The organism is Streptomyces sp. NPDC020490, from assembly GCF_044335305.1.
Classification (GTDB): Bacteria; Actinomycetota; Actinomycetes; order Streptomycetales; family Streptomycetaceae; genus Streptomyces.
This window is the reverse complement of record NZ_JBIRUY010000001.1, coordinates 284193-308712: the sequence shown is the minus strand read 5'-3', so window position 1 is coordinate 308712 and position 24520 is coordinate 284193. Positions and strand designations below refer to the sequence as shown.

Below are 24520 nucleotides of genomic sequence, written 5' to 3'. Positions count from 1 at the left end.
TGTGGGAGCCTCACTCGCGGCCGCACCCGTCACACCGCCTCGCCCAGCGCGGCGATGACGTCGGCCTTGCGGGGCCGGCCGGTGGCGCGCCGGACGACGTGGCCGTCGGCGTCGAGGACCAGCACGGTCGGCGTCTTGATGATGTCGAGCTCGCGGACGAGGCCGAGGTGGGCCTCGGCGTCGATCTCGACGTGGGTCACGCCCGGGACCAGGCCGGCCACCTCGCCGAGGATCCGCCGGGTGGCCCGGCAGGGCGCGCAGAAGGCGCTGGAGAAATGCACCAGGGTGGCGCGCTCCCCGAGTCGCTCGCCCAGTTCGGATCGGCCGAGCCGCCTGCCGTCGTCGCGTCCTCGCACGCGTACCCCTCCCGCTCCGCCGCCGATGCGGCACTCCGTGGCCGCGCGCCGCCGCGAGCACCGGCCACGCACACGACCAGTCCGGTCACGACCTGCACAAGCGTTCACGAGACTGCGGAGATTCCCGTCTCCGTCATTTTTCCCGCTGCGGAACGCTTGATCCATGACCTGGAACACGCCGGCGTTCGCGCCGGGCGCGCCGGGCGGAGTGGGGCGTTCGCCGTACGGCCGGCTGCTGCGGCGGGTGACGGTGCGCGCGGAGTGAGGGCGGGAAGGACCGCTGGGTGGACCACCGGGGCGGGCGTGACGAGGATCTCGCCGCGCCCCGGCACTTAGGCTGGCCCCCGGGCCGTTCTTCGGGCACGATCTGCCACAGGCCGTAAACCTACGGCAGCGTAACTTTCCGCCGGGACATCCCTTGCCCGGCAGAGAAGGAAGGGCTCACCCCGTCCATGGCAGAGCTTGTCTACCGTCCCGTCATCGGCCTCGCGCTCACCCTGTTCAAGGCGTGGGACCTGAAGATCGACTGCAAGGGGTCGGAGAACATCCCGCGTTCGGGCGGCGCTGTCCTGGTGAGCAATCACATCAGCTACCTCGACTTCATCTTCGACGGACTGGCGGCGCTCCCGCAGAAGCGCCTGGTCCGCTTCATGGCCAAGGAGTCCGTCTTCCGCCACCGGATCTCCGGCCCGCTGATGCGCGGGATGAGGCACATCCCGGTGGACCGCAAGCAGGGCGAGGCGGCCTACGAGCACGCGCTGAACTCGCTGCGGTCCGGTGAGGTGGTGGGGGTCTTCCCCGAGGCCACGATCTCGCAGTCGTTCACACTCAAGAGCTTCAAGTCGGGAGCCGCCCGGCTCGCACAGGACGCGGGCGTGCCGCTGATCCCGATGGCGCTGTGGGGCACCCAGCGGCTGTGGACCAAGGGCCACCCGCGCAACTTCAAGCGCAGCCACACCCCGATCACGATCCGGGTGGGCGAGCCGGTGGAGGCCCCGCGCGACCAGTACGCCGGGGCGATCACCCGCCGCCTGCGCGAACGCGTCCAGGAGCTGCTGGAGGCCGCCCAGCGCGCTTACCCGGTGCGCCCCAAGGACGCCGACGACACCTGGTGGATGCCGGCGCATCTGGGCGGCACGGCCCCGACCCCGGAGCAGGTGCGGGAGTCGGAGTCGCACTGAGGCGCGCCGGTTCAGCCCGCGGACCGCGGCGCGCGCACCTCGATCCGCGCGCCCGGACTGAACTTCTCGAGCAGTTCGGCGAGTTCGTGCGCCGCCGCCTCGACGTCGGCGACCGGCACCGGGGGCAGGCTCTCCAGGAGGAAGATCGCCGAGGTGGTGGTCTCGGTCAGCCGGGTGCGCGGGCCCTGGCGCCAGTTCCAGCGGCGGCAGGTCACGCCCGCGTCGTCGCGCCAGACCACCTCCCCCGCGTCCGGGTGCTCGACGACCTCCTCGCCGCCCGCCGTGGTCACGAAGTCCTCGTCGCCCGCGGCCCGGACGAGGCGCATGCCGCCCTCGATGCGGTCGACGTCCTCGCCGCCGACGGGGATCAGGTGGGTGACGCTGACGGCGTTGTAGAGGTCGACGAGCAGGTTGATGCGGGGCAGGCCGGCCTCGGTCAGGGCCCTCTTCGCCAGCGCCTCCGCGGAGTTGCGGGTGCGTGACGGCTTGGAGCCGAACGCCGTGTAGACGGCGCGCCAGGCGGCCATGTGCGGGTCCTCGTGCGGCGGGCGTCCGTCCAGGCGCGCGGCGAGACGCCGGGCCGCGTCGTCCAGGAGGGCCGCGCCGGCCTCCGTGCTCGGGCCGTTGACCAGGCCGTGCGCCTCGATCGCGACGTGGGTGAAGCCGGGTGCGACGGCGCGCACCTCGTCGGACACGGTGAGCGTGAGGGTCATGGTCCTGGTCCGCCTTGCCTCAGAGTTCGGTGGGGAGGTTCCGCCACAGCGAGGGCCGGTCCGGCGCGGCTTGGAGCGCGCCGAGCACAGCAGGGTGCGGTTCAGCATACAGAACCGGATAGTCCACCTCGCTGCACTTCGGATCGGGGACCCAGGCCAGGCGTTCCCCCTCCAGGGAGAACCGGGCGTCCACGCCCGGCTTGTTGCCGCGCGGGTCCTGCCGGTGCCAGGCGCCGTTGAAGCGGACGGCGACCAGGCCGTGGACGGCGTACCCGCCGCCGTCGTCATGCCGCAGCCGTTGGCAGCACAGCGCGGTGGGGATGTCCTCGGCCCGCAGCAGGGCGGCCAGGGCGTGGGCCTTGGCGTGGCAGATGCCGGTGCGCAGCTCCAGGACGTCGGAGGCGCGCCAGGTGACGCGCGGATCGCCGCTGTCGCCGGAGTGCGGGACGCCGTCGCGTACGAATTCGTAGGCGGCGCATGCATAGGCATACGAATCCTCGACGCCTCCGGCGAGCCGTGCGGCCGCGTTCCGCACCACCGGGTGATGGTGGTCGATGACCTCGTCAGCGGCGAGATACGCGGACAGGTCAGGGGTGTTCTGGATCAGCTCCATGTCCGCAGAGCATAGGAATGCGATCACCCGAGAGTCAATGATTTTCCAGGTGACCGCATATCTATGCATACAGGGGCGCTAGCCTGCCATCTCCTCCTTGAGAGCCGACAGGAACGCGTCCACGTCCTCCTCGGTGGTGTCGAACGCGCACATCCAGCGCACCACGCTTGCCGCCTCGTCCCAGAAGTAGAAGCGGAACCGCTGCTGCAGGCGCTCGGCCACGTCGTGCGGGAGCCGGGCGAAGACGCCGTTGGCCTGCACGGGATGAAGGATCTCCACGCCGTGCACCGCGCGCACGCCCTCGGCCAGCCGCTGGGCCATCTCGTTGGCGTGGCGGGCGTTGCGCAGCCACAGGTCCTTGGCGAACAGGGCCTCCAACTGCACCGACACGAAACGCATCTTGGACGCCAACTGCATCGACATCTTGCGCAGGTGCTTCATCCGCCGCACCGCGTCCTGCTCGATGACGACGACCGCCTCTCCGAACAGCGCGCCGTTCTTCGTGCCGCCGAGGGAGAGGATGTCGACGCCGACCGCGTTGGTGAAGGTCCGCAACGGCACGTCCAGGCTGGCGGCGGCGTTGGCGATCCGGGAACCGTCCAGGTGCACCCGCATGCCGCGGGCGTGGGCGTGCTCGCAGATCGCGCGGATCTCCTGCGGCGTGTACAGGGTGCCGAGTTCGGTGCTCTGGGTGATCGAGACGACCTGCGGCATGGCGCGGTGCTCGTCCTCCCAGCCGTACGCCTGCCGGTCGATCAGGTCGGGCGTGAGCTTGCCGTCGGGCGTGGGCACGGTGAGCAGCTTCAGGCCGCCCATGCGCTCGGGGGCGCCGCCCTCGTCGACGTTGATGTGCGCGCTCTCGGCGCAGATCACCGCGCCCCAGCGGTCGGTGACCGCCTGGAGCGCGACGACGTTGGCGCCGGTGCCGTTGAAGACCGGGAACGCCTCGGCGGTGGCGCCGAAGTGGCTGCGGATGATCCGCTGGAGGTTGTCGGTGTAGACGTCCTCGCCGTACGCCACCTGGTGCCCGCCGTTGGCCAGGGCCAGGGCGGCGAGCACCTCGGGGTGGGCGCCGGCGTAGTTGTCACTGGCGAAACCGCGGACCTCCGGGTCGTGCCGGCGGCGCGCGTCGGTCTTCGGGGGGTTCACGGCTGCTCGGTCAGCCACAGACGCTTTCCGTTCACTTCCGCGGCGGGCTTGCTCCAGACGTCGACGATGGCCTCGGCCAGGTCCTTGACGTCCGTGAAGCCCGCGAACTTCGCGTTGGGGCGCTCGGCGCGCATCGCGTCGTGCACCAACGCCTTCACCACCAGGATCGCAGCCGCCGACGTCGGGCCCTCGGCGCCCGCGGCCTTGCGGAAGGCGTCGGCCAGCGCCAGCGTCCATGCCTCGGCGGCGGCCTTCGCGGCGGCGTAGGACGCGTTGCCCGCGGTCGGCTTGGAAGCACCGGCGGCGCTGATCAGCAGGTACCGCCCGCGGTCGCTGCGCTGGAGGCCGTCGTAGAAGGCCAGGGAGGTGTGCTGCACCGTGCGGATGAGCAGCAGTTCGAGGAAGTCCCAGTCGTCGAGGCTGGTCTTGATGAAGGTCTCGCTGCCGCGCCAGCCGCCGACGAGGTGGACCAGGCCGTCGACGCGTCCGAAGTCCTTCTCGATGTGCGCGGCCCATTCCCGGGTCGACTCCAGATCCAGCAGATCGACCGGCTCACCGGTGACGGTGGCGCCGCCGGAGGCGTACCGGGCGGCGTCCACGGCCTCCGCCAGCCGCTCGGGGTCGTTGTCCGCGCCGACGACGGTCGCGCCCGCCTCGGCCAGCCGCAGCAGCGTCGCACGCCCCGCGGGTCCGCCCGCACCGGCGACCGCGATCACCGCGCCGCCAAGAGCCCCGTTCCCCATGTTCTTCGCCTCCTGAGCAGTGTTCCGCTGTTGCTTGCCCGCTCGCCGGAGGGGCGCCGCAGTCGGCGGCGAGGGCGCGAGTGTGCTCCCGCCCCGGCCGCTGCTGACGCGCCCCTCCGGCTCACTCCGGACGGCGCGATCGCTCACGCGGCGATCCGCTCGGCACTCTCCGCCGTGATGCCCTTGGTCGAGGAGATCACATTCTTCAGCTTCTTGGAGAGGGCCTCATAGAACATGCTCAGCGGAAACTCGTCCGGAAGCACGTCGTCGACGAGTTTCCGCGGCGGCTGGTTCAGGTCCAGGGCCTGCGGACCCTTGGCCCAGCGGGAGGCGGGGTGCGGGGCGAGGTAGGTGGAGACCAGCTCGTACCCGGCGAACCAGTGCACGAGCTTGGGGCGGTCGATGCCGTCGCGGTACAGCTTCTCGATCTCGGCGCACAGCTGGTTGGTGACCTGCGGAGCGCGTTCCCAGTCGATCGACAGCTTGTTGTCGGTCCAGCGGACGACGTCGTGCCGGTGCAGGTAGGCGAAGAGCAGCTGGCCGCCGAGGCCGTCGTAGTTGCGCACGCGCTCGCCGGTGACCGGGAAGCGGAACATGCGGTCGAACAGCACCGCGTACTGCACGTCACGGGCCTGCGGGACGCCCTCGGCCTGGAGCTCGACGGCCTCCTTGAAGGAGGTGAGGTCGCAGCGCAGCTCCTCCAGGCCGTACATCCAGAACGGCTGGCGCTGCTTGATCATGAACGGGTCGAAGGGCAGGTCGCCGTGGCTGTGGGTGCGGTCGTGGATCATGTCCCACAGCACGAACGCCTCTTCGCAGCGCTTCTGGTCGTGGACCATCGCGGCGACGTCCTCGGGCAGCTCGACACCGAGGATGTCGACGGCGGCCGCGGTGACGCGGCGGAAGCGGGCGGCCTCGCGGTCGCAGAAGATCGCGCCCCAGGTGAAGCGCTCCGGCGCCTCACGCACGGCTATGGTCTCCGGGAAGAGCACGGCGGAGTTGGTGTCGTAGCCGGAGGTGAAGTCCTCGAACGTGATGCCGCAGAACAGCGGGTTGTCGTAGCGGGTGCGCTCCAGCTCGGCCAGCCAGTCCGGCCACACCATGCGCAGCACGACCGCCTCCAGGTTGCGGTCGGGGTTGCCGTTCTGCGTGTACATCGGGAAGACGACCAGGTGCTGCAGGCCGTCGACCCGGTTGGCGGCGGGCTGGAAGGCCAGCAGCGAGTCGAGGAAGTCGGGCACCTGGAAGCCGTCGACGATCCACCGCTCCAGGTCCTTGACCAGCGCCTCGTGGTAGGCGCGGTCGTGCGGGAGCAGCGCGGAGAGCTCCTCCACCGCCGCGGCGACACGCCGTACGGCGGCCTCGGCGTCCGCACGGCCGGGGGCGCCCTCGGCCTCGAAGTCGATCGACCCGTCCTTGGACTGCCATGGCCGGATCAGCTCCACGGCATCCTTGAGCACAGGCCACGCCGGGTGCTCGACCACCCTGGTCGCGGGAGGAACCTGCTCCTCCACAGCCGCCTGCACAAGAATTTCCGTCATGTCTCATCCTCCACGGGAGAACCTCGCGTACGAAGACGGTATACACATGAGGTTTCCCTCAGCAAGGGGGACCTCAGTAAATTATCCTGCCCAACCCCCGCCGTCACCGAACTTTTTCCTGTCAGTCACGGTGAACGCGACGATTCCGGGTATCCGAACCCCTCGGCCGGGACGGGACGGCAATCCGCTCGCCGACCGGGGTTCAACGCGGGGCGGGGCGGCTAGGCTGCGGATCTGCCCGCGCGGTCGCCCGCTCCGGTCCGGGCGGGCTCCGAGCCGCCGTCGACGGGAAGCGAGTCGAACGTTGAACTTCCTCACCATCGGTCACCGCGGAGTGATGGGCGTCGAACCCGAGAACACCCTCCGGTCCTTCGTCGCCGCCGAGCAGGCCGGCCTCGACGTCATCGAACTCGACCTCCACCTGAGCAAGGACGGCGCGCTCGTCGTCATGCACGACACCGACGTGGACCGCACGACCGACGCGAGCGGCCCGATCGCCGGGAAGACCCTCGCCGAGCTGCGCCTGCTGGACGCGGGGCGCGGGGAGCGCGTCCCGGTCCTGGAGGAGGTCCTGGACGCGGTGGCGGCGCCGCTGCAGGCCGAGATCAAGGACGTGCGGGCGGCACGGGCGCTGGCGCAGGTCATGCTCGACCGGGACCTGGTCCCACGGGTGGAGGTGTCCTCTTTCCACGACGAGGCGGTCGCCGAGATCGCCCGGCTGGTGCCCGGCGTGCGGACCGCTCTCATCGGCAGCCGCTACCACACCGACATCGTGGACCGCGCCGTCGAGGCCGGCGCCTCGACCGTCTGCCTCAACATCCGCCGGCTGACGCTGGAGATCGTGGAGGCGGCCCGCAAGGCGGACCTGCGGATCATCGGCTGGGTGGTGAACACCCAGGACCACCTGCGGCTCGCCCGGGCCCTGGGGCTGGACGGCGTGACCACCGACTTCCCGGAGATCAAACGCACCGGCCGCTTCACGGCCTGAGAGTCGGCTTCACCACAGCCCCGGGGCCGATGCCTCGGGGCCGACTTCACGGCCTCGGGGCCGATTTCACGGCCTCGGGGCCGCCTTCACGGCCCGGGGGTCAGCCGAGTTCCTTGACCAGCAGCTCGAACTCCAGGTCGTCCCGCTGCGGGATGCCGAAGCGCTCGTCGCCGTACGGGAAAGGGCTCGTCCTCCCCGTACGGCGGTAGCCGCGCCGCTCGTACCAGGCGATCAGGTCCTCCCGTACGGAGATCACGGTCATGTGCATCTCCTTCACGCCCCAGGTCTCGCGGGCCGTGCGCTCCGCCTCCGCGATGATCACCTTGCCGAGGCCCGCGCCCTGCAGCCGCGGGCTGACCGCGAACATCCCGAAGTAGGCGTGGTCCCCGCGGTGTTCGAGCTGGCAGCAGGCGACGACGCGGCCGTCCCGTTCCACCGTCAGGAGCCGGCTGTCGGGCGACTTGATGACCTCGAGCACGCCCTCCGGGTCGGTCCGCTGCCCCTGGAGGATGTCCGCCTCGGTGGTCCACCCGGCCCGGCTGGCGTCCCCGCGGTACGCCGACTCGATCAGCGCGACGAGCACGTCCACGTCGGCGTCGGTGGCGTCACGGAAGGTCAGTCCGGCGGCGGACGCGGCGGTCTCAGCGGTCTCCATGGGTGCTTTCTCCACTCTCGGGCACGGCTGGGCAGGAATGAGAGTAACCCTGCCGCTAGGCTCCCGGTGCATGGTGCACGTACTGAGCAGCCGGGTCCTCCTGCGCCCCACCGACCCCGAGCGGTCCCGCGCCTTCTACGGCGATCAGCTGGGCCTCGCCGTCTACCGCGAGTTCGGCACCGGCCCGGACCGCGGCACGGTCTACTTCCTCGGCGGCGGCTTCCTGGAGGTCTCGGGCCGTGCCGAGACCCCGCCGTCCCCGCCCCTGCGGCTGTGGCTCCAGGTCGAGGACATGACCGCGGCCCACGAGGAGTTGCGCGGCGAGGGCGTGCAGATCGTGCGGCGGCCGGTGAAGGAGCCGTGGGGGCTGATCGAGATGTGGATCGCGGACCCGGACGGGACGCGCATCGTCCTGGTGGAGGTGCCGGCCGACCACCCGATCCGCTACCGGCCGGGCATCTGATCCGACTACTGCGACGAGGAACACTCCCGGCAAGGGTGAGGCTACGGCTACGGCTACGGCTACGGCGGAACAGTGGCGGCTCAGGCGCGCAGGGCGTCCAGGCGGCCCTCCAGGCGGCCGAGCAGTTCGCCGAGGAGGCCGGCGAGTTCCCCTCTGCCCTGCGGGTCGAGCACGGACAGCACGGCGGTCTCGTAGGCGAGCTGCTCGGGGAGGATGCCGTCGACCAGCTCGCGGCCGGCGTCCGTGAGGCGCACGTGGGCGACGCGGCGGTCGCGGGTGTCGCCGCGGCGCTCGACCAGTCCGCGCTCGGTCAGCTGCTTGAGGCGCTTGGTGACGGCGGCGCCGGAGGAGAAGGTCTCGCGGGCCAGCTCGCTGGGGGTCAGTTCGTGGCCGGTGCGGCGCAGCGCGCCCAGCAGGTCGAACTCGGCCCGGCTGAGCCCGGCCCGGCGCAGTGGGGCGTCCTCGGCCTGCTGCAGGAGGGCGGAGCAGCGGTTGATGCGGCCGATGATCTCCATCGGCCCGGTGTCGAGCTCCGGGTGGACGGCCCGCCACTGCCGGACCACCGCCGAGACGGTGTCGCCCCCGGTCGTGTTCCGTGCGCCCGCTGCGGTCCCCGTCATGGCCGAATGCCCTCCGTGCTCGTTGCCTTGTCCCCGTCCAGGTGCAGTCCCTGGCGTCGTACCGTCGCGGCGAGCGTACGGTGTCCGGCCTGTTCGGCGCGCATCACCCTCTCCTGGGGCAGCGCGCGCTGCCACCACTCGCCGGACGCGGCGTCGACCGTGGCGCGCAGGTCGGTCAGCGCGGCGGCGAGGCCGCGGCGGGCGGCCTCCAGGGCCGCGGGGGCGGGCGCCGGTTCCGCGAGGAGGCGGGCCGTGCGCTCGCGGGAGCGTTCGACGGCGGTCAGGGCCGGCTCGACGCGGTCGGCCACGCGCCGGTTGGTGACGGCCACCCCGGCGAGGAGCCCGACCAGCGCGCCGACGACGGTGTCCGCCACCCGCTCGGTGATCAGCCGCCCCGGCTGCTGGAAGCCGGCGAACTCGGTGATGAGCAGCGCCATCGGTGTCACGCAGACGTTGCCGAGCCAGTAGTTGCGGCCGATCAGCGCCTCGGCGCCGAAGTTGAAGGCGAGGCAGCACAGCACCAGGGCCGCCTGCCCCAGGTGGGCCAGCGGTACGACGGCGGCGAAGAGGAGGACGCCGGCCAGGTTGCCGACGACGCGCTGGACGGCCCTGCCGAAGGTGAGGGCGAGGTTGGCCTGGTAGAGCGAGGCGGCGGTGACCAGGGCCCAGTACGGGCGGCCGACGCCCAGGGCGAGGGAGGCGTAGCCGGCGAGGGCGCAGCCCAGGGCGGTGCGCGCGGCGATCGGGGCGAGCGGGCCGAGGTGGTGCCACCAGGCGCGGTGCGGCGCGGCCGGCTCGGCGTCCGTGCCGAGGAGTTCGTCGGCTTCGGTCTGCGGCGCTCCGGGCTGCGGCTGCGGGATGCGGCCGGTGCCGCGCAGGCCGCGGGCCCAGTCGCGCAGCCGCCGCGGGTCGGTGTCGGCGGGCGCGGCGAGGGCGACCTCGGCGCGGACGACGAGCCGTTCGAGGGCGTGCCGGGTGCCGGTGGAGCGCGTGCCGAGGCTGAGGAGGGTGTGCCGGGCGGCCTGGACCGCGGCGGCCGCGGCGGCGCGGGCCCGGCCGTGCGGGTCCTCGCGGTGGCTCTCGGCGTAGGAGGCGGCGGCGTTCAGGGCGTGGGCGGTGGCCCGGCGCTCCGGGCCGTGCGGACGCACCGGGGCGGGCGCCATGCCGACGATCCAGGCCCAGGCACCCGCCGCGAGGGCCAGCGCGAGGTGGCCGGGGACCTGGCCGAGGGTCTGCGGGGCGAAGAGGGAGGCGGAGGTGATGAAGGTGAGGACCACGTTGCCGGGCGGGCCGATGCGGGTCGCGTCGCACAGCGCCTTCTGCGCCGCGGCCAGCAGCGCGCCGACGGCCACGGGGACGACGGCGCCGGTCGTGACGGAGGCGGTGACCAGGGCGACGGCGAGGCCGCCGACCATGCCGAGGACCACCCAGGCGAGCGCCCGGGCCCGGGCCGCGTACGGGCGGTTGTGCCCGTAGAGCGCGCACAGCGATCCGGCCATCGTGTACATCGCCAGGTCGAGCCGGCCCAGCGCCAGCAGGAGCAGGTTGGGCGGCGCGACGGAGACGATCACGCTCAGGGCGGGCTTGAACCAGATGTCCGAGGGCCGGCCCACACGCAGCACGCCGGCGAGCGGGAGGCGGCGGACGCGCGGGGTCGCGGGGGCAGGAGGCGCACTGATCATACGTACAAGATTAGCAGGTGTTTTACTCGTAAAACGCATACGGTGACCTGCCGTGCTCCGTCCGGCGCTCCCCGTGTACACCCTTGCGCTCGCGTGCGCGCCGCGTCGCGAGGGCATCGACGCACTGTCCGGCACCGACACCGTCGAGCGGGGAGGCGCGAGTGCACGGAGCGGCTTCGTACGGCTGGCTGCTGGTCGCGCTGTGTGCGGCGACCGGCGCCTACTGCCTGCTGCGGATGCGCAGCACCGTCGAGGAGCAGCGCCGGGCCGCGGGCGGCGAGGCGCTGATGGGCTTCGGCATGGCGGCGATGGCCGTGCCGGCGGCCGCGTTCAGCCCGCCGGCGTGGACGTGGCCGGTCTACGCGGGCGTGTTCGGCGTGGCCTCGCTGCGCGCCCTGTGGGCGGCGCGGACCAGCGTGCACCATCTGCACCACCTGGTCGGCACCTCGGCCATGGTCTACATGGCGGTCGTGATGGCCGGCTCCCCCGGGCACCACACGGAACACGGCGCCGCCTCGGGGGTCCCGCTCGTGACGGGCGCCCTGCTGCTGTACTTCACGGGCTACGTCCTGCGCTCCGGTGTCCGGCTGGTACCCGCCGGCGCGGGCAGCGCGGCGGCGGGGTGGGGCGACCGGCCGGAGCTGTCGCGGGCGTGCCGGCTGTCGATGGGGATCGCGATGCTGGCGATGCTGGTCGCCCTGTGATCCGGTGCCGGCCGGCCGTGGCATGTCCGCGCTTCGCGGCCGTCGCCGGCGCCGCTCCGGCCGCTTCGGGGCAGAGCGGTGCGGTGCCGCCCGCGGCGCCGGTGCGCGTGGCGTCCGGGCCTGTATCGCGGGCCTCGGGGTAGCCGGGATCCCAGGCGGCATTCGCCTCCCGCCCCGGACGTCGACGAGGATCAGCCCATGCACACCCAGTCCGTCGACTCCCCGCCCCGTCCCGCGGCCCCGCGTACCGCCCTTCGCGCCGCGACCGTCCTCGCGCTGTGCTCGGCGCTGCTGCTGATCCTGGTCGCGGCCCGCTGGCGTCCGCTGACCGGGTTCGACGGTGACGTCTCCCGCACCACCCACCGCTGGGCGGTCGACGATCCCGGCCTGACCCATGTCTGCCGCGTCCTGACGGACTGGGTCTGGGACCCGACGACGATGCGCCTGCTGTGCGCGGCCGTCGCGGTGTGGCTGGTGTGGCGGCGCTCGGCGTGGTGGACGGCCGGCTGGCTGGTGGCCGTGAGCGCGGTGGGCACCGTGCTGCAGCAGTCCCTCAAGGCCGCGGTGGACCGCCCGCGGCCGGTGTGGCGGGACCCCGTCGACTCCGCCCACTACGCGGCCTTCCCCTCGGGCCACGCCCTGACCGCCACCGTCGTCTGCGGCCTCCTGCTGTGGCTGCTCCACCACTACGGCGTGGGCCGCGCCCTGTGGCGTACGGCGGTGACCGTCGTCGTGGTGTCGGTGGCCGGGGTGGGCCTGACCCGGGTGTGGCTGGGGGTGCACTGGCCGTCGGACGTGCTGGGCGGCTGGCTGCTGGGTGCGATGGTCGTGGCGCTGGCGGTGGCGGCTCACCAGCGGTGGCGTCCGTGAGGCCCGGCGGTGGGCCCGGCGCGCCGTAGGATCCGCTCATGACCGCCGTGCTGTTCGACTTCTCCGGCACCCTGTTCCGTATCGAGTCCGCCGAGTCCTGGCTGCGTGCGGTCCTGGACGAGGCCGGGATCGCGCCGGCGGAGGCGGAGGTGACGCGGACGGCGCGGGCCCTGGAGGCGGCGGGGGCGCTGCCGGGCGGGTCGGCGCCGGAGCGGGTGCCCGCCGAGGCGGCCGGACTGTGGACGGTGCGCGACCGCAGCGCCGGGGAACACCGCGCCGCCTACACCGCGCTCGCCCGGCAGGTCCCGCTCCCCGAGCCGGGGCTCTACGACGCCCTCTACGACCGGCACATGACGCCGCAGGCGTGGACCTGCTACCCCGACGCCCCCGAGGTGCTGCGCACGCTGCGCGAGCGCGGGATCGCCGTGGGCGTGGTCGGCAACATCGGCTGGGACCTGCGCCCGGTCTTCCGCGAGCACGGCCTCGACCGGTACGTGGACGCCTACGTCCTGTCGTACGAGCACGGCGTCCAGAAGCCCGACCCCCGGCTGTTCGCGACCGCCTGCGAGGCACTGGGCGCCGAGCCGGCCGCGACGCTGATGGTCGGCGACGACCGGCGGGCGGACGGCGGAGCGGCGGCGCTCGGGTGCCGGGTGCACTTCGTCGACCACCTGCCCGCCGGGCAGCGGCCGGACGGACTGCGGCCGGTGCTGGACCTCGTGGGCTGACCCCGGGGCCCGGCCGCTGGAAATGAAACAGCCGCCCGCCTGAGACGATCCCCCGCGTCGCCCCAGACGGACGGCAGCCCTGAACAGCCCTCTGGGGGCCGGTGCGGACCAGCTGAGTATAGTTGGCTGGCAGCCAGTCAACGCAGGAGTTACAGCATGTCCCCGCGCAGCGCCTCGGTCAATGAAGAGTTGCGGAGACGTTCCCGGGAGCGGCTCCTGCAGGCGGCCGTCGAGCTGGTCGGAGAGCGCGGCTACGAGGCCACGACGCTCGCCGACATCGCGGACCGGGCGGGCTCGGCGCGCGGCCTGGTGTCGTACTACTTCCCGGGAAAACGCCAGCTCGTGCAGTCCGCCGTGCACCGGCTGATGCACCGCACGCTGGAGGAGGGGCTGGAGCGGGAGCCGCGCACCGAGGACGGCCGCGAGCGGATGGCGCGGGCCATCGACGCGATCCTCGGCCTGGCCCGGGACCGGCCGGTGCTGATGCGCCAGCACATGGCGGGACTGCTGCAGGCGGAGGGCTTCGTGCAGTGCCCGGAGCAGCAACGCCTGGCGGAACTGCTGCGGGACACGGCGGCCCGGCACGGATCGCGGGACGTCGACGCGGACTATCCGATGCTGCGCTCGCTGCTCATGGGCGCCGTCTACACGATGGTGCTGCCGAACGTGCCGATGCCGGCGGTGACCCTGCGCGCCGAGCTGTTCAAGCGCTACCGGCTCGACTGGGAGTTGGGCTTCCCGCCGGATGCCGGGGCGGCGTCCGGCGGCACGCCGTGCGAGACGGACCTGTCACGGTACTTCGCCACCGGCGGGCAGCCGGACGGCGGGCAGTCCGACGGCGGGCAGTCCGACAGGGAGCCGGATCCGCAGAAGTAGCCCGACCGCGCCCGGACAGTGGGACTGGGCCGACGCTTCAGTTTCGCATGTGGCGCGGCGTCAGCAGGCCCGCGTCGCGGGCCCGGCCGATCAGCCGGAGCGAGGTGCGGCGGCTGTGGCCGGTCGCGCACATCACCGCCAGGACCGGATCGGCGCCCCGTTCCTGGGCCGCCCGGTACTCCCGTGCCACCAGCCACCGCTCCTCGATCCCGCGCGGCGCCGGGCCGGCCCGGTGTGCTCCGGAGGGTTCGCCCGGGGCGCAGAGCGGCTCGCCGTCCGCGCCGCACGACTCGGCCAGCGGCTCCTCCAGCCAGTCGGCGAGCACCGCGAGGTCGTCCAGGGACAGCGCGGGCTGCGCCTTCACGTCCTCGATGCACACGCCTCCGTCCCGGACCACGGCGAGGGCGTCGACCCGGGCGCCGTCGTCGAACGCCAGCCGGACGTCGAACCAGGCCGTCGTCACCGGTCCCTGGCTCTCCCGGACCCTCCAGGCGGGCCGCACGGACACCGTGCCGTCCGTGGGGCGACGAGCGGAGAGATCAAGAAATGATGCGTTCAGCACATACGCAACGTAACCGCATGATCACTTAACGCACGAACGAACACGCGCTGCCGCACCCCGCACGGCACCCTCCCGGCGGAGCGCCGACGGACCGGGGGCGAGCCGGAGCGGACCGGCGAATGGACCGGCGGGCGGACCGGAGGCGGGCCGGCGGGCGGGCCGGTGGCGGGCCGGATGCGGGCCGGAGGCGGGCCGGTGGCCGGGACACAGACCGGCAACAGGCCGGAAATCAACAAACTGTTCAAGCCACATACGGTCTCGTGCTGTCCGGATTCCCTCCCCGCCGCCGCTCTGGAGTGCCCATGACGACGACCGCTCCCCTCCATCCCGCCGACCCCGTCGACGAAGTCCCGCCCGCACGGCAGTTGGCCGCCTTCGGCCTGCAGCACGTGCTCGCGATGTACGCGGGCGCCGTCGCGGTTCCGCTGATCGTGGGCAGCGCGATGAAGCTGTCGCCCGCCGACCTGGCGTATCTGATCACCGCCGACCTGCTGGTGTGCGGCATCGCCACGCTCATCCAGTGTGTGGGCTTCTGGCGGTTCGGCGTGCGGCTGCCGATCATGCAGGGCTGTACGTTCGCGGCGGTGTCGCCGATGGTGCTCATCGGCACGACGGGCGGCGGACTGCCCGCGATCTACGGCTCCGTGATCGTCGCGGGGCTGGCGATCATGCTGCTGGCGCCGGTCTTCGGCAGGCTGTTGCGCTTCTTCCCGCCGCTGGTCACCGGCACCGTCATCCTGATCATCGGCATCTCGCTGCTGCCGGTCGCGGGCAACTGGACCGCGGGCGGAGTCGGCTCGAAGGACTTCGGGGAGCCGAAGAACCTCGCCCTGGCCCTCTTCGTACTGCTGGTGGTGCTGGGCGTGCAGCGGTTCGCGCCGGCGTTCCTGAGCCGGATCGCGGTGCTGACCGGCATCGCGGTGGGTCTGGTGGTGGCCGTGCCCTTCGGGTTCACGGACTTCGGCGCGGTCGCGGACGCCGACTGGGTCGGCATCAGCACGCCGTTCCACTTCGGCACGCCCGCGTTCGAGGCGTCGGCGATCGTCTCCATGCTGGTGGTGGCGCTGGTGACGATGACCGAGACGACCGGTGACCTCATCGCGGTCGGCGAGCTGACGGGGCGTAAGGTGCAGCCGCGTTCGCTGTCCGACGGGCTGCGCGCCGACGGCCTGTCCACGGTCCTCGGCGGCGTCTTCAACACCTTCCCGTACACGGCGTACGCCCAGAACGTGGGCCTCGTCGGCATGACCCGGGTGCGCAGCCGCTGGGTCGTCGCCACCGCGGGCGGCATCCTGGTCCTGCTCGGCCTGCTGCCCAAGCTCGGCGCGGTGGTCGCGGCGATCCCGGCGCCGGTGCTCGGCGGCGCGGGCCTGGTGATGTTCGGCACGGTGGCGGCGAGCGGCCTGCGGACGCTGTCCCAGGTGGACTTCAAGGGCAACAGCAACCTGACGGTGGTGGCCGTCTCGGTGGCGATGGGCGTCCTGCCGGTCGGCGTGCCGACGGCCTACGAGAAGTTCCCGGACTGGTTCCAGACGGTCATGAACAGCGGGATCAGCGCCGGCTGCCTCACCGCGATCGTCCTGAACCTGCTCTTCAACCACCTCCCCGCGAAGGCCGGTCCGGCCCTCCCCGAGTCCGTCGGCCTGCCGGTCGGCGGCGGCGAGGAACCGGTCCGGACGTCGCCGGAGGAGATCGTCGGGGCGGAGGCGCCGCGGACGGCCGAGGCGCCACGGACGGCCTGACCTCCGCTCGGACCGCAGGACCGTAGGACCGCAGCCGGGGTGCCGGCCGTCGGACGTGAGGACGTCCGACGGCCTGCGGCCTGCGGCCGGCACCGGTGTCACCGGGCGGCGGCGGGCGCCGTGGCGGCGGAGCGTCCGGCCAGCCGCAGGACCGTCTCCTCCAGCCGCGGCAGGGCGCGTTGGCCGGTGACGGCGAGCGCGATCGCCGCGAGCACACCGGCCCAGGCGAACGGGCCCAGGGGCGTGCAGCCGAACAGCCGGCTCGCTCCCGGGACCTGCACCAGCGCGACCAGGGCGGCGGCGGAGCCGAGGGAGGTGACGCGCACCAGCGGACTGTCGCGGCGGTCGGCGAGGGTCTGGGCGAGCTGGGTGCCCACCAGCGCGCACAGCGCCATCGTCGTGGAGCGCCGCGCGGTGCCCGGCGTGAAGCGGCCGAACAGCCAGGCGGCCGTGGCCCCGAGACCGGTCGTCAGGGCGCGGTGCCGGATCTGTTCCATCAGCGGGGTGCCGAGCATGGCGGTGCCGAGCGGATGCTCGGGGTCCTCGTGGTCCTCGCGCGGGGTGACCGCCACGGCCATCGCCGGGAACAGGTCCGTGAACAGGTTCACCAGCAGCATCTGCCGGGTGGACAGCGGGGCGGAACGGCCGAGGACGGTGCCGAGGATGCCGAAGCCGACCTCGCCGGCGTTGCCGCCGATCAGGATCGCGATCGCGTCGGCGACGCTGTGCCACAGGGCGCGCCCCTCACGGACGGCCTCGATGAGCACCGTGAGGTCGTCCTCGGTCAGGACGATGTCGGCGGCGTTGCGGGCGGCGGCGGAGCCACGGGTGTTTAGGCCGACGCCGATGTCGGCGGTGCGGATGGCGGCCGCGTCGTTCGCCCCGTCGCCGACCATGCCGACCACCCGGCCGCCGTCCCGCAGGGCCTCCACGACCTGGAGCTTCTGCTCGGGCGCCACCCGGGCCACGACGCCGGTGTCGCGCAGCATCCGGGCCCGCTCGGACCGGTCGGCGGCGGCCAGTTCGTCGCCGGTGACCACCTCGATGTCCTCCGGCCAGCCCAGATGGACGGCGATGGCCCGCGCGGTCTGCGGATGGTCGCCGGTCAGCATCACCGGCCGCACGTCCGCCTCGCGCAGCCCGCGCACGAGTTCGGTGGCCGTGGCCCGCGGCACGTCGGCCAGCGCCACCAGCCCGGTGAACCGTAGCCGCTCCAGCGGCTGTCCGAGCACGTCCGGGTCCTTCTCGGCGCCGTCGAGGACGCGTTCGGCGACCGCCAGCACGCGCAGCCCGTCGCGGGCCAGCGCGTGGGCGGTCTCGGAGGCCGTGCCGGCCAGGTCCGCGCACAGCGGCAGGACCGTCTCCGGGGCGCCCTTGACCACCAGCCGGCGCGCGTCGTCCGCGGCGTACCCCACCGCGGCGGCGTAGCCCCGGCCGGCCTCGAACGCCAGGCCCTCGGTCTGCGTCCACTCCGGGTCCTCGCCGGCCGCGTCCAGGACCGCCTCGTCGGTGGCGTGCACGGGCCGGCCGGAGCCGCCGTTGAGGCGGGGGCAGGCCCGTGCCGCGGTCCGCAGCACCGTGTTGTCGGCCGCCTCCCGCGGGGATCGGACGGTGCCGTCGGCGTCGGCCACCCGGACCAGGCGCAGTTGGTTCTCGGTGAGGGTGCCCGTCTTGTCGAAGCAGAAGGTGTCCATCCGGCCCAGCGCCTCCAGCGTGCGCGGGGCCCGCACCAGCACGCCGCGCCGGCTGAGCCTGCGGGCGGCGGCCAGCTGCGCCACGGTGGCCACCAGCGGCAGCCCCTCGGGGACGGCGGCCACGGCCACCGCGACACCGCCGCTCACGGCCCGGCGGATGGGCGTGCCGCGCAGCAGCGACAGCCCGGTCACCGCGGCTCCGCCGGCCAGGGTCAGCGGCAGTGCCTTGCGGGTGATCTCCTGCAGGCGCGCCTGGACCCCGGCCGCCGGCGGGGTGCGGGCGGCGAGGTGGACGGCGCGGGCCGCCTCGGTGCGCTCGCCGGTCTCCACCACGACGGCCCGGGCGTGCCCGGCGACGACGGTGGTGCCCTCGAAGACCATGCACCGCCGGTCGGCCACCGCGGCGCGCGGGGTCGGCTCGGTCTGCTTGTCGACGGGCAGGGACTCACCGGTGAGGGCCGACTCGTCGACCTCCAGGGCGTCCGCCCACAGCAGCCGCGCGTCGGCGGGCACGACGTCGTCCGCCTGCAGCGCGATCACGTCGCCGGGGTGGAGCTTGGCGGCGTCCACGGTGCGCGTCGCCCTTTCCTCGTCCTCCGGGGCGATGCGGGCCTTCTGTTTGTGTTCCGCGAGCAGTCCGGCCAGCGCGCGCTCGGCGCGCAGCCGCTGGACGCCGCCGACCACGGCGTTCAGGTCGAGTGCGCCGACGACCAGCAGGGCGTCCGCGACGGAGCCGAGGATCGCCTCGGCCGCCGAGCCGACGGCGAGGACGGGGGTGAGCGGGTCGTGGAGTTCGCTGCGTACCGCGCGGGCGAGCTGGAACGTCCACCGCGCCGGCGCCAGCACGGGGACGCGGCCCGCGGCCGCGGCCGCGCGGCGCACCCGGGAGGCCGCGTTCTCGAAGGTGCCCGGCGGTTCCTCGTGGGTGTCCGCCAGCCTGCTCTCCACGTCCCCCGGGGCCAGGGCGTGCCAGGCCACCCGGGGCCGGGGATGGGGGGTGCGGGCCACCGCCACGCCGAGGGCGGCCCGGGCGCCGCTGAGCAGGGCCACGGCGGCGCTCGCGTCGACGGGGATGTGCCGCAGCCCGGGGATGACGCGGCCACGGCGACCGCGGCGGGCCTCGCCGATGGCCACCAGCAGCCCGGACAGGGCCGCGCCGGACTTGGCCAGGGTCTGCGACCTGTGGCCGACGGCGCGGGCGGCCGGCACCGCGGTCAGCAGCCGCCACACGTCCGGCAGGCCGCCGGGGGCGACCACGTCGGCGCCCCACACCACCGGGGCGTCCCCGTCCGCGAGCGCGACGGCCACGTCGCCGGCCAGCAGCCCCGCCAGCACGTCGGCGGCTTCCGCCGGCTCCGGCCGGGCGACGGTCAGCACGCCGCCGCGCCGGCGCAGGACGTCCACCGCCTCGCCCAGCGGACGGTCGGCCGGTATCAGGTGGTCCGCGAGGGTGGTGAAGTCCGCCAGCGCCGGGTCGTCCACCACCACGACGCGCAGCCCGGCGGTGCGGGCCGCGTCGAGGACCGCCTCGACCCACGGGTCGGCGCCCGCGCCCGGGCCGCGCAGGGCGCTGGGGTGCAGCAGCACCGACTCGGTCGTCTCCAGCTGCCCCAGCCGCTCGGTGTCCCGTACGAGGATGCCCGCGCGGGCGAGCATGCCGCCCAGGACGGCGTTGAAGGCGGAGGGGCCGTAGCGCGCGGCCTTGGGCGAACCCGCGAGCACCGCCTCGGCGGTCTCCGTCACGTCGTGCTTGACCAGCAGCGTCGCCGCGGCGCCCAGCAGGCTGCCGGTGCCCGCGTGGGTGGCGTACTCCTGGGCCGGGGAGCCGCGCAGCGGCGGGCGTGGGCAGGCGCCCGCCGGCACGCCGGGGCGTTCGGGGACGCACAGCCGGTCGTGCAGCGCGTCGAACGCGGCGGCCCGCGCCACGGTCTCGCCCAGCTGGCAGGCGCGCAGGGCGCCGTCCAGCGCCAGCGCGGTGGACGTCTGGCCCGCTCCGTGGACGACAGCGTTCACGAAGGCCAGCATCAGGTCCATGCGGGAACGGCCGTAATGTTCCCGCAGCAGGCGACGGAAGCGCGGGTTCTCGCGCAGCAGCGTCACCAGTGCCGTCACCAGGCGGGGCGAGGCAGGCAGGCGCAGGGCGTATCCGGCCAGCCCGGCGCTCATGCCGGCGGCGTCGGCCAGCAGGGCGGCCGCGGCGGTGCGGACTCCGGCCGGGTCGCCCGGGTGCGGGAACTCCTCCACCGCCTCGTCGTCCGCGCCCAGGCCGTGCTGTTCCGCGAGGTCGGTGGCCCGCTCCAGGACCCGGTCGGTCACGGCGTCCTCGCCCGCGGCCACCACCAGGCGGGCCAGTCCGCCGTCCCAGTAGGCGTAGGCGACGTCCGGCCGTTCGGCCAGCGCCTTCGCCACCCGCCGCGCCACCTGTGCCGTCCCGCCCGCGCGCCGTACGACGTCCGGCTCGGCGGGCCGCAGCGCGAGGTGGGCACGCCGCCCGGAGCGCCAGTGGCGATGGCCGCCCGGCAGGGCGTTGCGGGCCACCCGCGTGACCCTGACGGTGGCGTCCGCGCCGCGCACGCCCGCCCTGGCCGTCCCGGCCGCTGCCGCTGCCACCGCCCCGGCGGCCGGCGCGGTGCCCCGCGCCAGCAGCCGGGGGCCCGCCAGCGCCAGGCCGGCCGCGGCCGAGGACACCCTCAGCAGTCCGGACGCCATGGCGGACCTCAGTCCTTGCCGCGGCCGCGCCGCGCGGTCGGGGCGGTCTCGGCGGCGGCCGTCTTGACCTTGGTCTTGGTCTTGGTGCCGCCCGCCCGCTTGGCGCGGGCCTTCGCGGCCGGCGTCTGGGACGGCTTCGGGGCCGATGTCTCGGCGGGCAGCGTGGGCAGCTTGTCGGACGGCGTGGACGCCATCGGGGCCGCCTTGGGGTGCCCGGAGGACTGGGCCGCCAGCACCGCGGGGGTCGGCGCGTGCGTCTCCGCGGCCTCGGCGGCCTCGGCGGCCTCGGCGGTCTCCGGCGCCTTTTCGGTCTCCTCTGCCTCGCCGGTCTCCTCTGCCTCGCCGGTCTCCTCTGCCTTGCCGGTCTCCTCTGCCTCTGAGGGCTCGGAGACCTCGGCCGCCTCCGGCGCCTCGGAAGTCGTGGACGGCTCGGACGGCTCGGACGGCACGGCCGTTGCGGCCGGTTCGGACGGTTCGGACGTCTGGGCCGCCCCCTCCTCAGGGCCGTGTTCTTCCTCGGGGCGCGGCTGGGTCAGCCAGGCCACGGCCGCTCCGGTGATCGCCACGGGCCACTCCACCACGCCCGCGACGCCGAGGACTCCGGCTCCGGTGTACACCGCCAGCCGCCGGCCCCGGGGTGTGATCGCCTCGACCTTGTCGAGCGTTCCTTGGGCCGCCCTTTCCAGCAGCCCGACGCCGGGCACCCTGCGCAGTGCCGAGACGGTGGTGCGCAGTGGCTCCGGCAGGTCACTCGTCGACTTCTCCCCTGCCATGACGTCGTCGCCTCCCGAGCTGATCCGGATCGTGGGTCAGCCGAGTTCCCGGGATGCGCGGCCCCATCCGCCCTGGTCGGAATTCCCTTGGCGACCGTGAAGCCGCGGCCGTCGGCCGCTCGTCCGGACGGCGTCGGCGGGAGCACTCGCAGCGCCGGACCGCCCAGGACCGGGGGAGCGCTCCCACACGTCCGCCCCGGAGGTGACTCCGCACCTCCCGCCCCGCTGCCGCCCCGACCAGGGTCGGCCGAATGTGTTCCGCGCGAAGCGTTGACCAGAAAGCGCTTACCCCTTACGGTCCGTTCAACAGAGTGACCGACAGGCGCCCTACAGGGCCCGAATGGCCGCTCTGCTCGCGCGCGGCGTTCAACATGGCGTACATCGTTCACGTACACGTCGATCAAGTCCCCTGAAAGGACGCACCCGCATGCGTACTCGCCCCCCACGTACACACGCGCAAAGGGCCTCACTGGTGACGGCCGCCGCGGCCGCCCTCGCGACGGCGGCCGTCCTCGCCCTGCCGCAGTCGGCCGGCGCGGCCGAGTCGTCGCCGATCGGTTACGGCGCCGGGACGACCGGCGGCGGCAGCGCCACCGCGGTCACCGTCTCGACACTGGACGCCTTCAAGTCGGCCGTGAGCGGCAGCACGGCGAAGGTCGTGAAGGTCAACGGCACGATCTCGCTGAGCGGTCAGGTCGACGTCGGGTCCAACACCACGGTCCTGGGCGTCGGTTCGTCGTCCGGGTTCACCGGCGGCGGGCTGCGGCTGAAGAAGGCGACCAACGTCGTCGTCCGCAACCTGAACATCAGCAAGGCGGTCGGCACCGACGCCATCACCGTCCAGCAGTCGACCAAGGTGTGGATCGACCACAACACCCTGTCCTCCGACCTGGACCACGGCAAGGACTACTACGACGGCCTGCTCGACATCACGCACGCCTCGGACAACGTCACCGTGTCCTGGAACACCTTCAAGGACCACTACAAGGGCTCGCTCGTCGGCCACAGCGACAGCAACGCGAGCGAGGACACCGGGCATCTGCACGTGACGTACCACCACAACTGGTTCAACAACGTCAACTCGCGCATCCCCAGCCTGCGCTTCGGCACCGGGCACTTCTACGACAACTACGTCGTCGGGGCCTCGACCGCCTGCCACTCGCACATGGGCGCCCAGATGCTGGTCGAGAACAACGTCTTCCGCTCGACGCAGGTCGCGGTCACCACGAACCGGGACAGCGACCAGGACGGGTACGCCAACCTGCGCGGCAACGACCTCGGCGGAGCCGCCACCGAGATCTCGCAGGTCGGCACCTTCACCAGCCCGCCCTACAGCTACACCGCCGAGCCCGCCTCGAGCGTGGTGGCCTCGGTGACGGCCGGCGCGGGCACCGGGAAGATCTGACCCGCGCCCACCAACCCCCCACCGCTCCACCCCACCCCCCACTTGTCCACCCCCCAACTGGAAGAAGGCATCGGGACATGGCTTCACCAGCACGTGTACGCGCCCGTCGGCGCGCCCTGACCGGGGCACTGACCGCCGTCGGCCTTTCTGCTGTCATGATCATGACAGAGGGGGCGCTGACCCCGGCCGCCGCGGCCACCTGGCCCGCCGCCAACGGCAGTCAGGCGGTCACCGCCACCATCTCGGTCTCCGGCACCAAGGACTACGGGATGAAGCGCCTCTACGGCAGCGGCGATCTCGGCACCGGCGGCCAGAGCGAGAGCCAGGACCCGATCCTGGACCTGGCTCCCGGCACCGTCCTGAAGAACGTCATCATCGGCGCGCCCGCCGCCGACGGCATCCACTGCGAGGGCAGCTGCACGCTGCAGAACGTGTGGTGGGAGGACGTCGGTGAGGACGCGGCGACGTTCCTGGGCTCCTCGTCCTCCAACGTGTACACCGTCTCCGGCGGCGGCGCGAAGGAGGCCAGCGACAAGGTGTTCCAGTTCAACGGCGCCGGGACGCTCAACGTCTCCAACTTCGCCGTGCAGAACTTCGGCAAGCTGGTCCGCTCGTGCGGCAACTGCTCCAAGCAGTACAAGCGGACCATCAACCTCAACACCATCGAGGCGACCTACAAGGGCAGCGCGCTCGTCGGAATCAACACCAACTACGGCGACAGCGCGACCCTGAAGAAGATCACGATCGTCGGGGACAGCAGCAAGAAGATCGTGCCCTGCCAGAAGTACATCGGCAACAACACGGGCGCGGAGCCGACCAAGAACGGCAGCGACGCCGACGGCACGTACTGCAAGTACTCGTCCTCGGACATCACCTACAAGTAGCCCCACCGCTCCCCCACGGTGATCCCGGCCGTACGAAGCGCCCCCGCACGGCGCTTCGTACGGCCGTCCTGTCGTCACCCACGCCCCGCGTGACCGGGTCCCGCGGAGGGCCTCACCGTCCCAGCGAGCCGGCGATCTCGCGCCGGTACTCCGCGTAGGCGGCGCGCAGGGCCGCGCCCGGCCACTCCGCGGGGAGGAGTTCGGCGGGCAGGACGGGGTCGGCGAGCAGATGGCGTACCACCGCCGCGAAGGCGGTGAAGCGGTCGGCCGGGTCGTGCGCGCCGGCCAGGTGCGCGAGCAGGGCGCGGGCGGTGGCCGCCCAGGCGTCGAGTGGCCACAGCCGGGCCGCGAGTGCGGCCGCGGACCCTTCGGGGCGGGCGGTGAAGCGCTGGGCCACCGGCTCCAGATCGTCCGGCACGGGCCGGCTCAGGTTGGCGGGTCGCAGCCACACCCCCTCCCGCAGCTCGGCCAGGCGCAGCTCGGCCAGGTGGGCGCGCAGGCCGGCGCGTTCGGCGGCGCCGCGGCCCGTGGCGGTGACGACCACCGTCTCCCAGTCGCCGTCCCACGCGCGCGTGCGCGGCCGCACCGCCTCGTCCTGGCGCCGTCGCCGCTCCAGCAGACGCTCACTGAGCCGGTAGACGCCATCGGTGCGGCGCAGGTCGCCGGCCGCCGCCATCCGGCTGAGCGCGGCCCGGAGCGTGGAACCGCCGATCCCGAACGGCTCCACCGCGCGGACGAGGTCCTTGACCGCGAGCTGAGGAGGGTGCGCGCCCAGCAGCAGGCTGAGCACGACCGAGCGCGCGGACAGCGGCCGCAGTTCCACCTCGCCGGGCGGCACCGGCACGTTCATCCGCATGGGCACGTACTGT

At 73.5% G+C, this 24520-nt stretch carries 22 protein-coding genes and 1 pseudogene; 10 read left to right on the top strand and 13 right to left on the bottom strand.

Features of this window, described 5'->3' with window-relative positions; genetic code table 11:
- Window positions 1–29: 29 nt before the first annotated feature.
- Window positions 30–445, bottom strand: a pseudogene (locus ACH4ZX_RS01350) (thioredoxin family protein).
- A 363-nt stretch (window positions 446–808) separates the two neighbouring features.
- On the opposite strand from ACH4ZX_RS01350, the gene ACH4ZX_RS01345 reads away from it, so the two are divergent.
- On the top strand, window positions 809–1537 hold the full coding sequence (locus tag ACH4ZX_RS01345; protein ID WP_398265623.1) for a lysophospholipid acyltransferase family protein: 729 nt from the start codon (window positions 809–811) through the stop codon (window positions 1535–1537).
- A gap of 11 nt (window positions 1538–1548) precedes the next feature.
- Here the strand turns inward: ACH4ZX_RS01345 and ACH4ZX_RS01340 are convergent, their stop codons facing one another.
- From ACH4ZX_RS01340 to ACH4ZX_RS01320, 5 genes are all read right to left on the bottom strand, one after another.
- On the bottom strand, window positions 1549–2250 hold the full coding sequence (locus ACH4ZX_RS01340) for a B3/4 domain-containing protein (RefSeq protein WP_398265621.1): 702 nt from the start codon (window positions 2248–2250) through the stop codon (window positions 1549–1551).
- Between the two features lie 19 nt (window positions 2251–2269).
- Window positions 2270–2863 carry a transglutaminase domain-containing protein gene (locus ACH4ZX_RS01335; RefSeq protein WP_398265618.1) on the bottom strand — a complete coding sequence of 198 codons (594 nt, stop codon included), beginning with the start codon at window positions 2861–2863 and terminating at the stop codon, window positions 2270–2272.
- 78 nt (window positions 2864–2941) lie between these two features.
- On the bottom strand, window positions 2942–4012 hold the full coding sequence (locus ACH4ZX_RS01330) for a threonine aldolase family protein (protein ID WP_398265615.1): 1071 nt from the start codon (window positions 4010–4012) through the stop codon (window positions 2942–2944).
- Window positions 4009–4755, bottom strand: a complete 747-nt coding sequence (locus ACH4ZX_RS01325) for an SDR family NAD(P)-dependent oxidoreductase (RefSeq protein ID WP_398265612.1) — start codon at window positions 4753–4755, stop codon at window positions 4009–4011. The genes ACH4ZX_RS01330 and ACH4ZX_RS01325 overlap by 4 nt, the downstream gene beginning before the upstream one ends.
- A gap of 143 nt (window positions 4756–4898) precedes the next feature.
- Window positions 4899–6296 carry a DUF6421 family protein gene (locus ACH4ZX_RS01320; protein ID WP_398265608.1) on the bottom strand — a complete coding sequence of 466 codons (1398 nt, stop codon included), beginning with the start codon at window positions 6294–6296 and terminating at the stop codon, window positions 4899–4901.
- 304 nt (window positions 6297–6600) lie between these two features.
- On the opposite strand from ACH4ZX_RS01320, the gene ACH4ZX_RS01315 reads away from it, so the two are divergent.
- Entirely contained in the window at window positions 6601–7284 is a 684-nt protein-coding gene (locus tag ACH4ZX_RS01315) for a glycerophosphodiester phosphodiesterase (RefSeq protein ID WP_398265605.1), read from the top strand.
- Between the two features lie 100 nt (window positions 7285–7384).
- Here ACH4ZX_RS01315 and ACH4ZX_RS01310 read toward each other — a convergent pair whose 3' ends face one another.
- On the bottom strand, window positions 7385–7939 hold the full coding sequence (locus ACH4ZX_RS01310) for a GNAT family N-acetyltransferase (protein WP_398265602.1): 555 nt from the start codon (window positions 7937–7939) through the stop codon (window positions 7385–7387).
- 70 nt (window positions 7940–8009) lie between these two features.
- Between ACH4ZX_RS01310 and ACH4ZX_RS01305 the strand changes: the two genes are divergently transcribed.
- Window positions 8010–8402 (top strand): VOC family protein, encoded by a 393-nt coding sequence (locus tag ACH4ZX_RS01305; protein WP_398265599.1) that lies wholly within the window; start codon window positions 8010–8012, stop codon window positions 8400–8402.
- Window positions 8403–8482: 80 nt separating this feature from the next.
- Here the strand turns inward: ACH4ZX_RS01305 and ACH4ZX_RS01300 are convergent, their stop codons facing one another.
- Complete coding sequence (locus ACH4ZX_RS01300; protein WP_398265596.1) at window positions 8483–9022, bottom strand: MarR family winged helix-turn-helix transcriptional regulator; 540 nt, start codon at window positions 9020–9022, stop codon at window positions 8483–8485.
- Window positions 9019–10704: an FUSC family protein gene (locus tag ACH4ZX_RS01295; RefSeq protein WP_398265593.1), complete on the bottom strand. Its 1686-nt coding sequence runs from the start codon at window positions 10702–10704 to the stop codon at window positions 9019–9021. The genes ACH4ZX_RS01300 and ACH4ZX_RS01295 overlap by 4 nt, the downstream gene beginning before the upstream one ends.
- A 161-nt stretch (window positions 10705–10865) precedes the next feature.
- Here ACH4ZX_RS01295 and ACH4ZX_RS01290 point away from each other — a divergent pair, with 161 nt between their 5' ends.
- From ACH4ZX_RS01290 to ACH4ZX_RS01275, 4 genes are all read left to right on the top strand, one after another.
- Entirely contained in the window at window positions 10866–11408 is a 543-nt protein-coding gene (locus tag ACH4ZX_RS01290; RefSeq protein WP_398265590.1) for a DUF5134 domain-containing protein, read from the top strand.
- Window positions 11409–11606: 198 nt separating this feature from the next.
- Entirely contained in the window at window positions 11607–12278 is a 672-nt protein-coding gene (locus tag ACH4ZX_RS01285; RefSeq protein WP_398265587.1) for a phosphatase PAP2 family protein, read from the top strand.
- Window positions 12279–12316: 38 nt separating this feature from the next.
- Complete coding sequence (locus ACH4ZX_RS01280) at window positions 12317–13006, top strand: HAD family hydrolase (protein WP_398265584.1); 690 nt, start codon at window positions 12317–12319, stop codon at window positions 13004–13006.
- Between the two features lie 156 nt (window positions 13007–13162).
- Window positions 13163–13882: a TetR/AcrR family transcriptional regulator gene (locus tag ACH4ZX_RS01275; protein WP_398265581.1), complete on the top strand. Its 720-nt coding sequence runs from the start codon at window positions 13163–13165 to the stop codon at window positions 13880–13882.
- Window positions 13883–13919: 37 nt separating this feature from the next.
- Here ACH4ZX_RS01275 and ACH4ZX_RS01270 read toward each other — a convergent pair whose 3' ends face one another.
- Window positions 13920–14390 (bottom strand): DUF6214 family protein, encoded by a 471-nt coding sequence (locus ACH4ZX_RS01270; protein WP_398265578.1) that lies wholly within the window; start codon window positions 14388–14390, stop codon window positions 13920–13922.
- A 356-nt stretch (window positions 14391–14746) separates the two neighbouring features.
- Here ACH4ZX_RS01270 and ACH4ZX_RS01265 point away from each other — a divergent pair, with 356 nt between their 5' ends.
- On the top strand, window positions 14747–16186 hold the full coding sequence (locus ACH4ZX_RS01265; RefSeq protein WP_398265575.1) for a nucleobase:cation symporter-2 family protein: 1440 nt from the start codon (window positions 14747–14749) through the stop codon (window positions 16184–16186).
- A 98-nt stretch (window positions 16187–16284) separates the two neighbouring features.
- On the opposite strand, the gene ACH4ZX_RS01260 is transcribed toward ACH4ZX_RS01265, so the two are convergent.
- Together ACH4ZX_RS01260 and ACH4ZX_RS01255 are read right to left on the bottom strand one after the other, a co-directional pair.
- Window positions 16285–20589, bottom strand: coding sequence for an HAD-IC family P-type ATPase (locus ACH4ZX_RS01260; RefSeq protein ID WP_398265571.1), 4305 nt, complete (start codon window positions 20587–20589; stop codon window positions 16285–16287).
- Window positions 20590–20597: 8 nt separating this feature from the next.
- Entirely contained in the window at window positions 20598–21362 is a 765-nt protein-coding gene (locus ACH4ZX_RS01255; protein ID WP_398265568.1) for a hypothetical protein, read from the bottom strand.
- Window positions 21363–21789: 427 nt separating this feature from the next.
- Between ACH4ZX_RS01255 and ACH4ZX_RS01250 the strand changes: the two genes are divergently transcribed.
- Window positions 21790–22767, top strand: a complete 978-nt coding sequence (locus ACH4ZX_RS01250) for a polysaccharide lyase family 1 protein (RefSeq protein ID WP_398265565.1) — start codon at window positions 21790–21792, stop codon at window positions 22765–22767.
- A 77-nt stretch (window positions 22768–22844) separates the two neighbouring features.
- A complete protein-coding gene (locus tag ACH4ZX_RS01245) occupies window positions 22845–23651 on the top strand; it encodes a pectate lyase (RefSeq protein ID WP_398265562.1) in 807 nt (268 codons plus the stop codon).
- A gap of 112 nt (window positions 23652–23763) precedes the next feature.
- Here ACH4ZX_RS01245 and ACH4ZX_RS01240 read toward each other — a convergent pair whose 3' ends face one another.
- Window positions 23764–24507: a PaaX family transcriptional regulator C-terminal domain-containing protein gene (locus ACH4ZX_RS01240; RefSeq protein WP_398265559.1), complete on the bottom strand. Its 744-nt coding sequence runs from the start codon at window positions 24505–24507 to the stop codon at window positions 23764–23766.
- Window positions 24508–24520 lie beyond the last annotated feature (13 nt).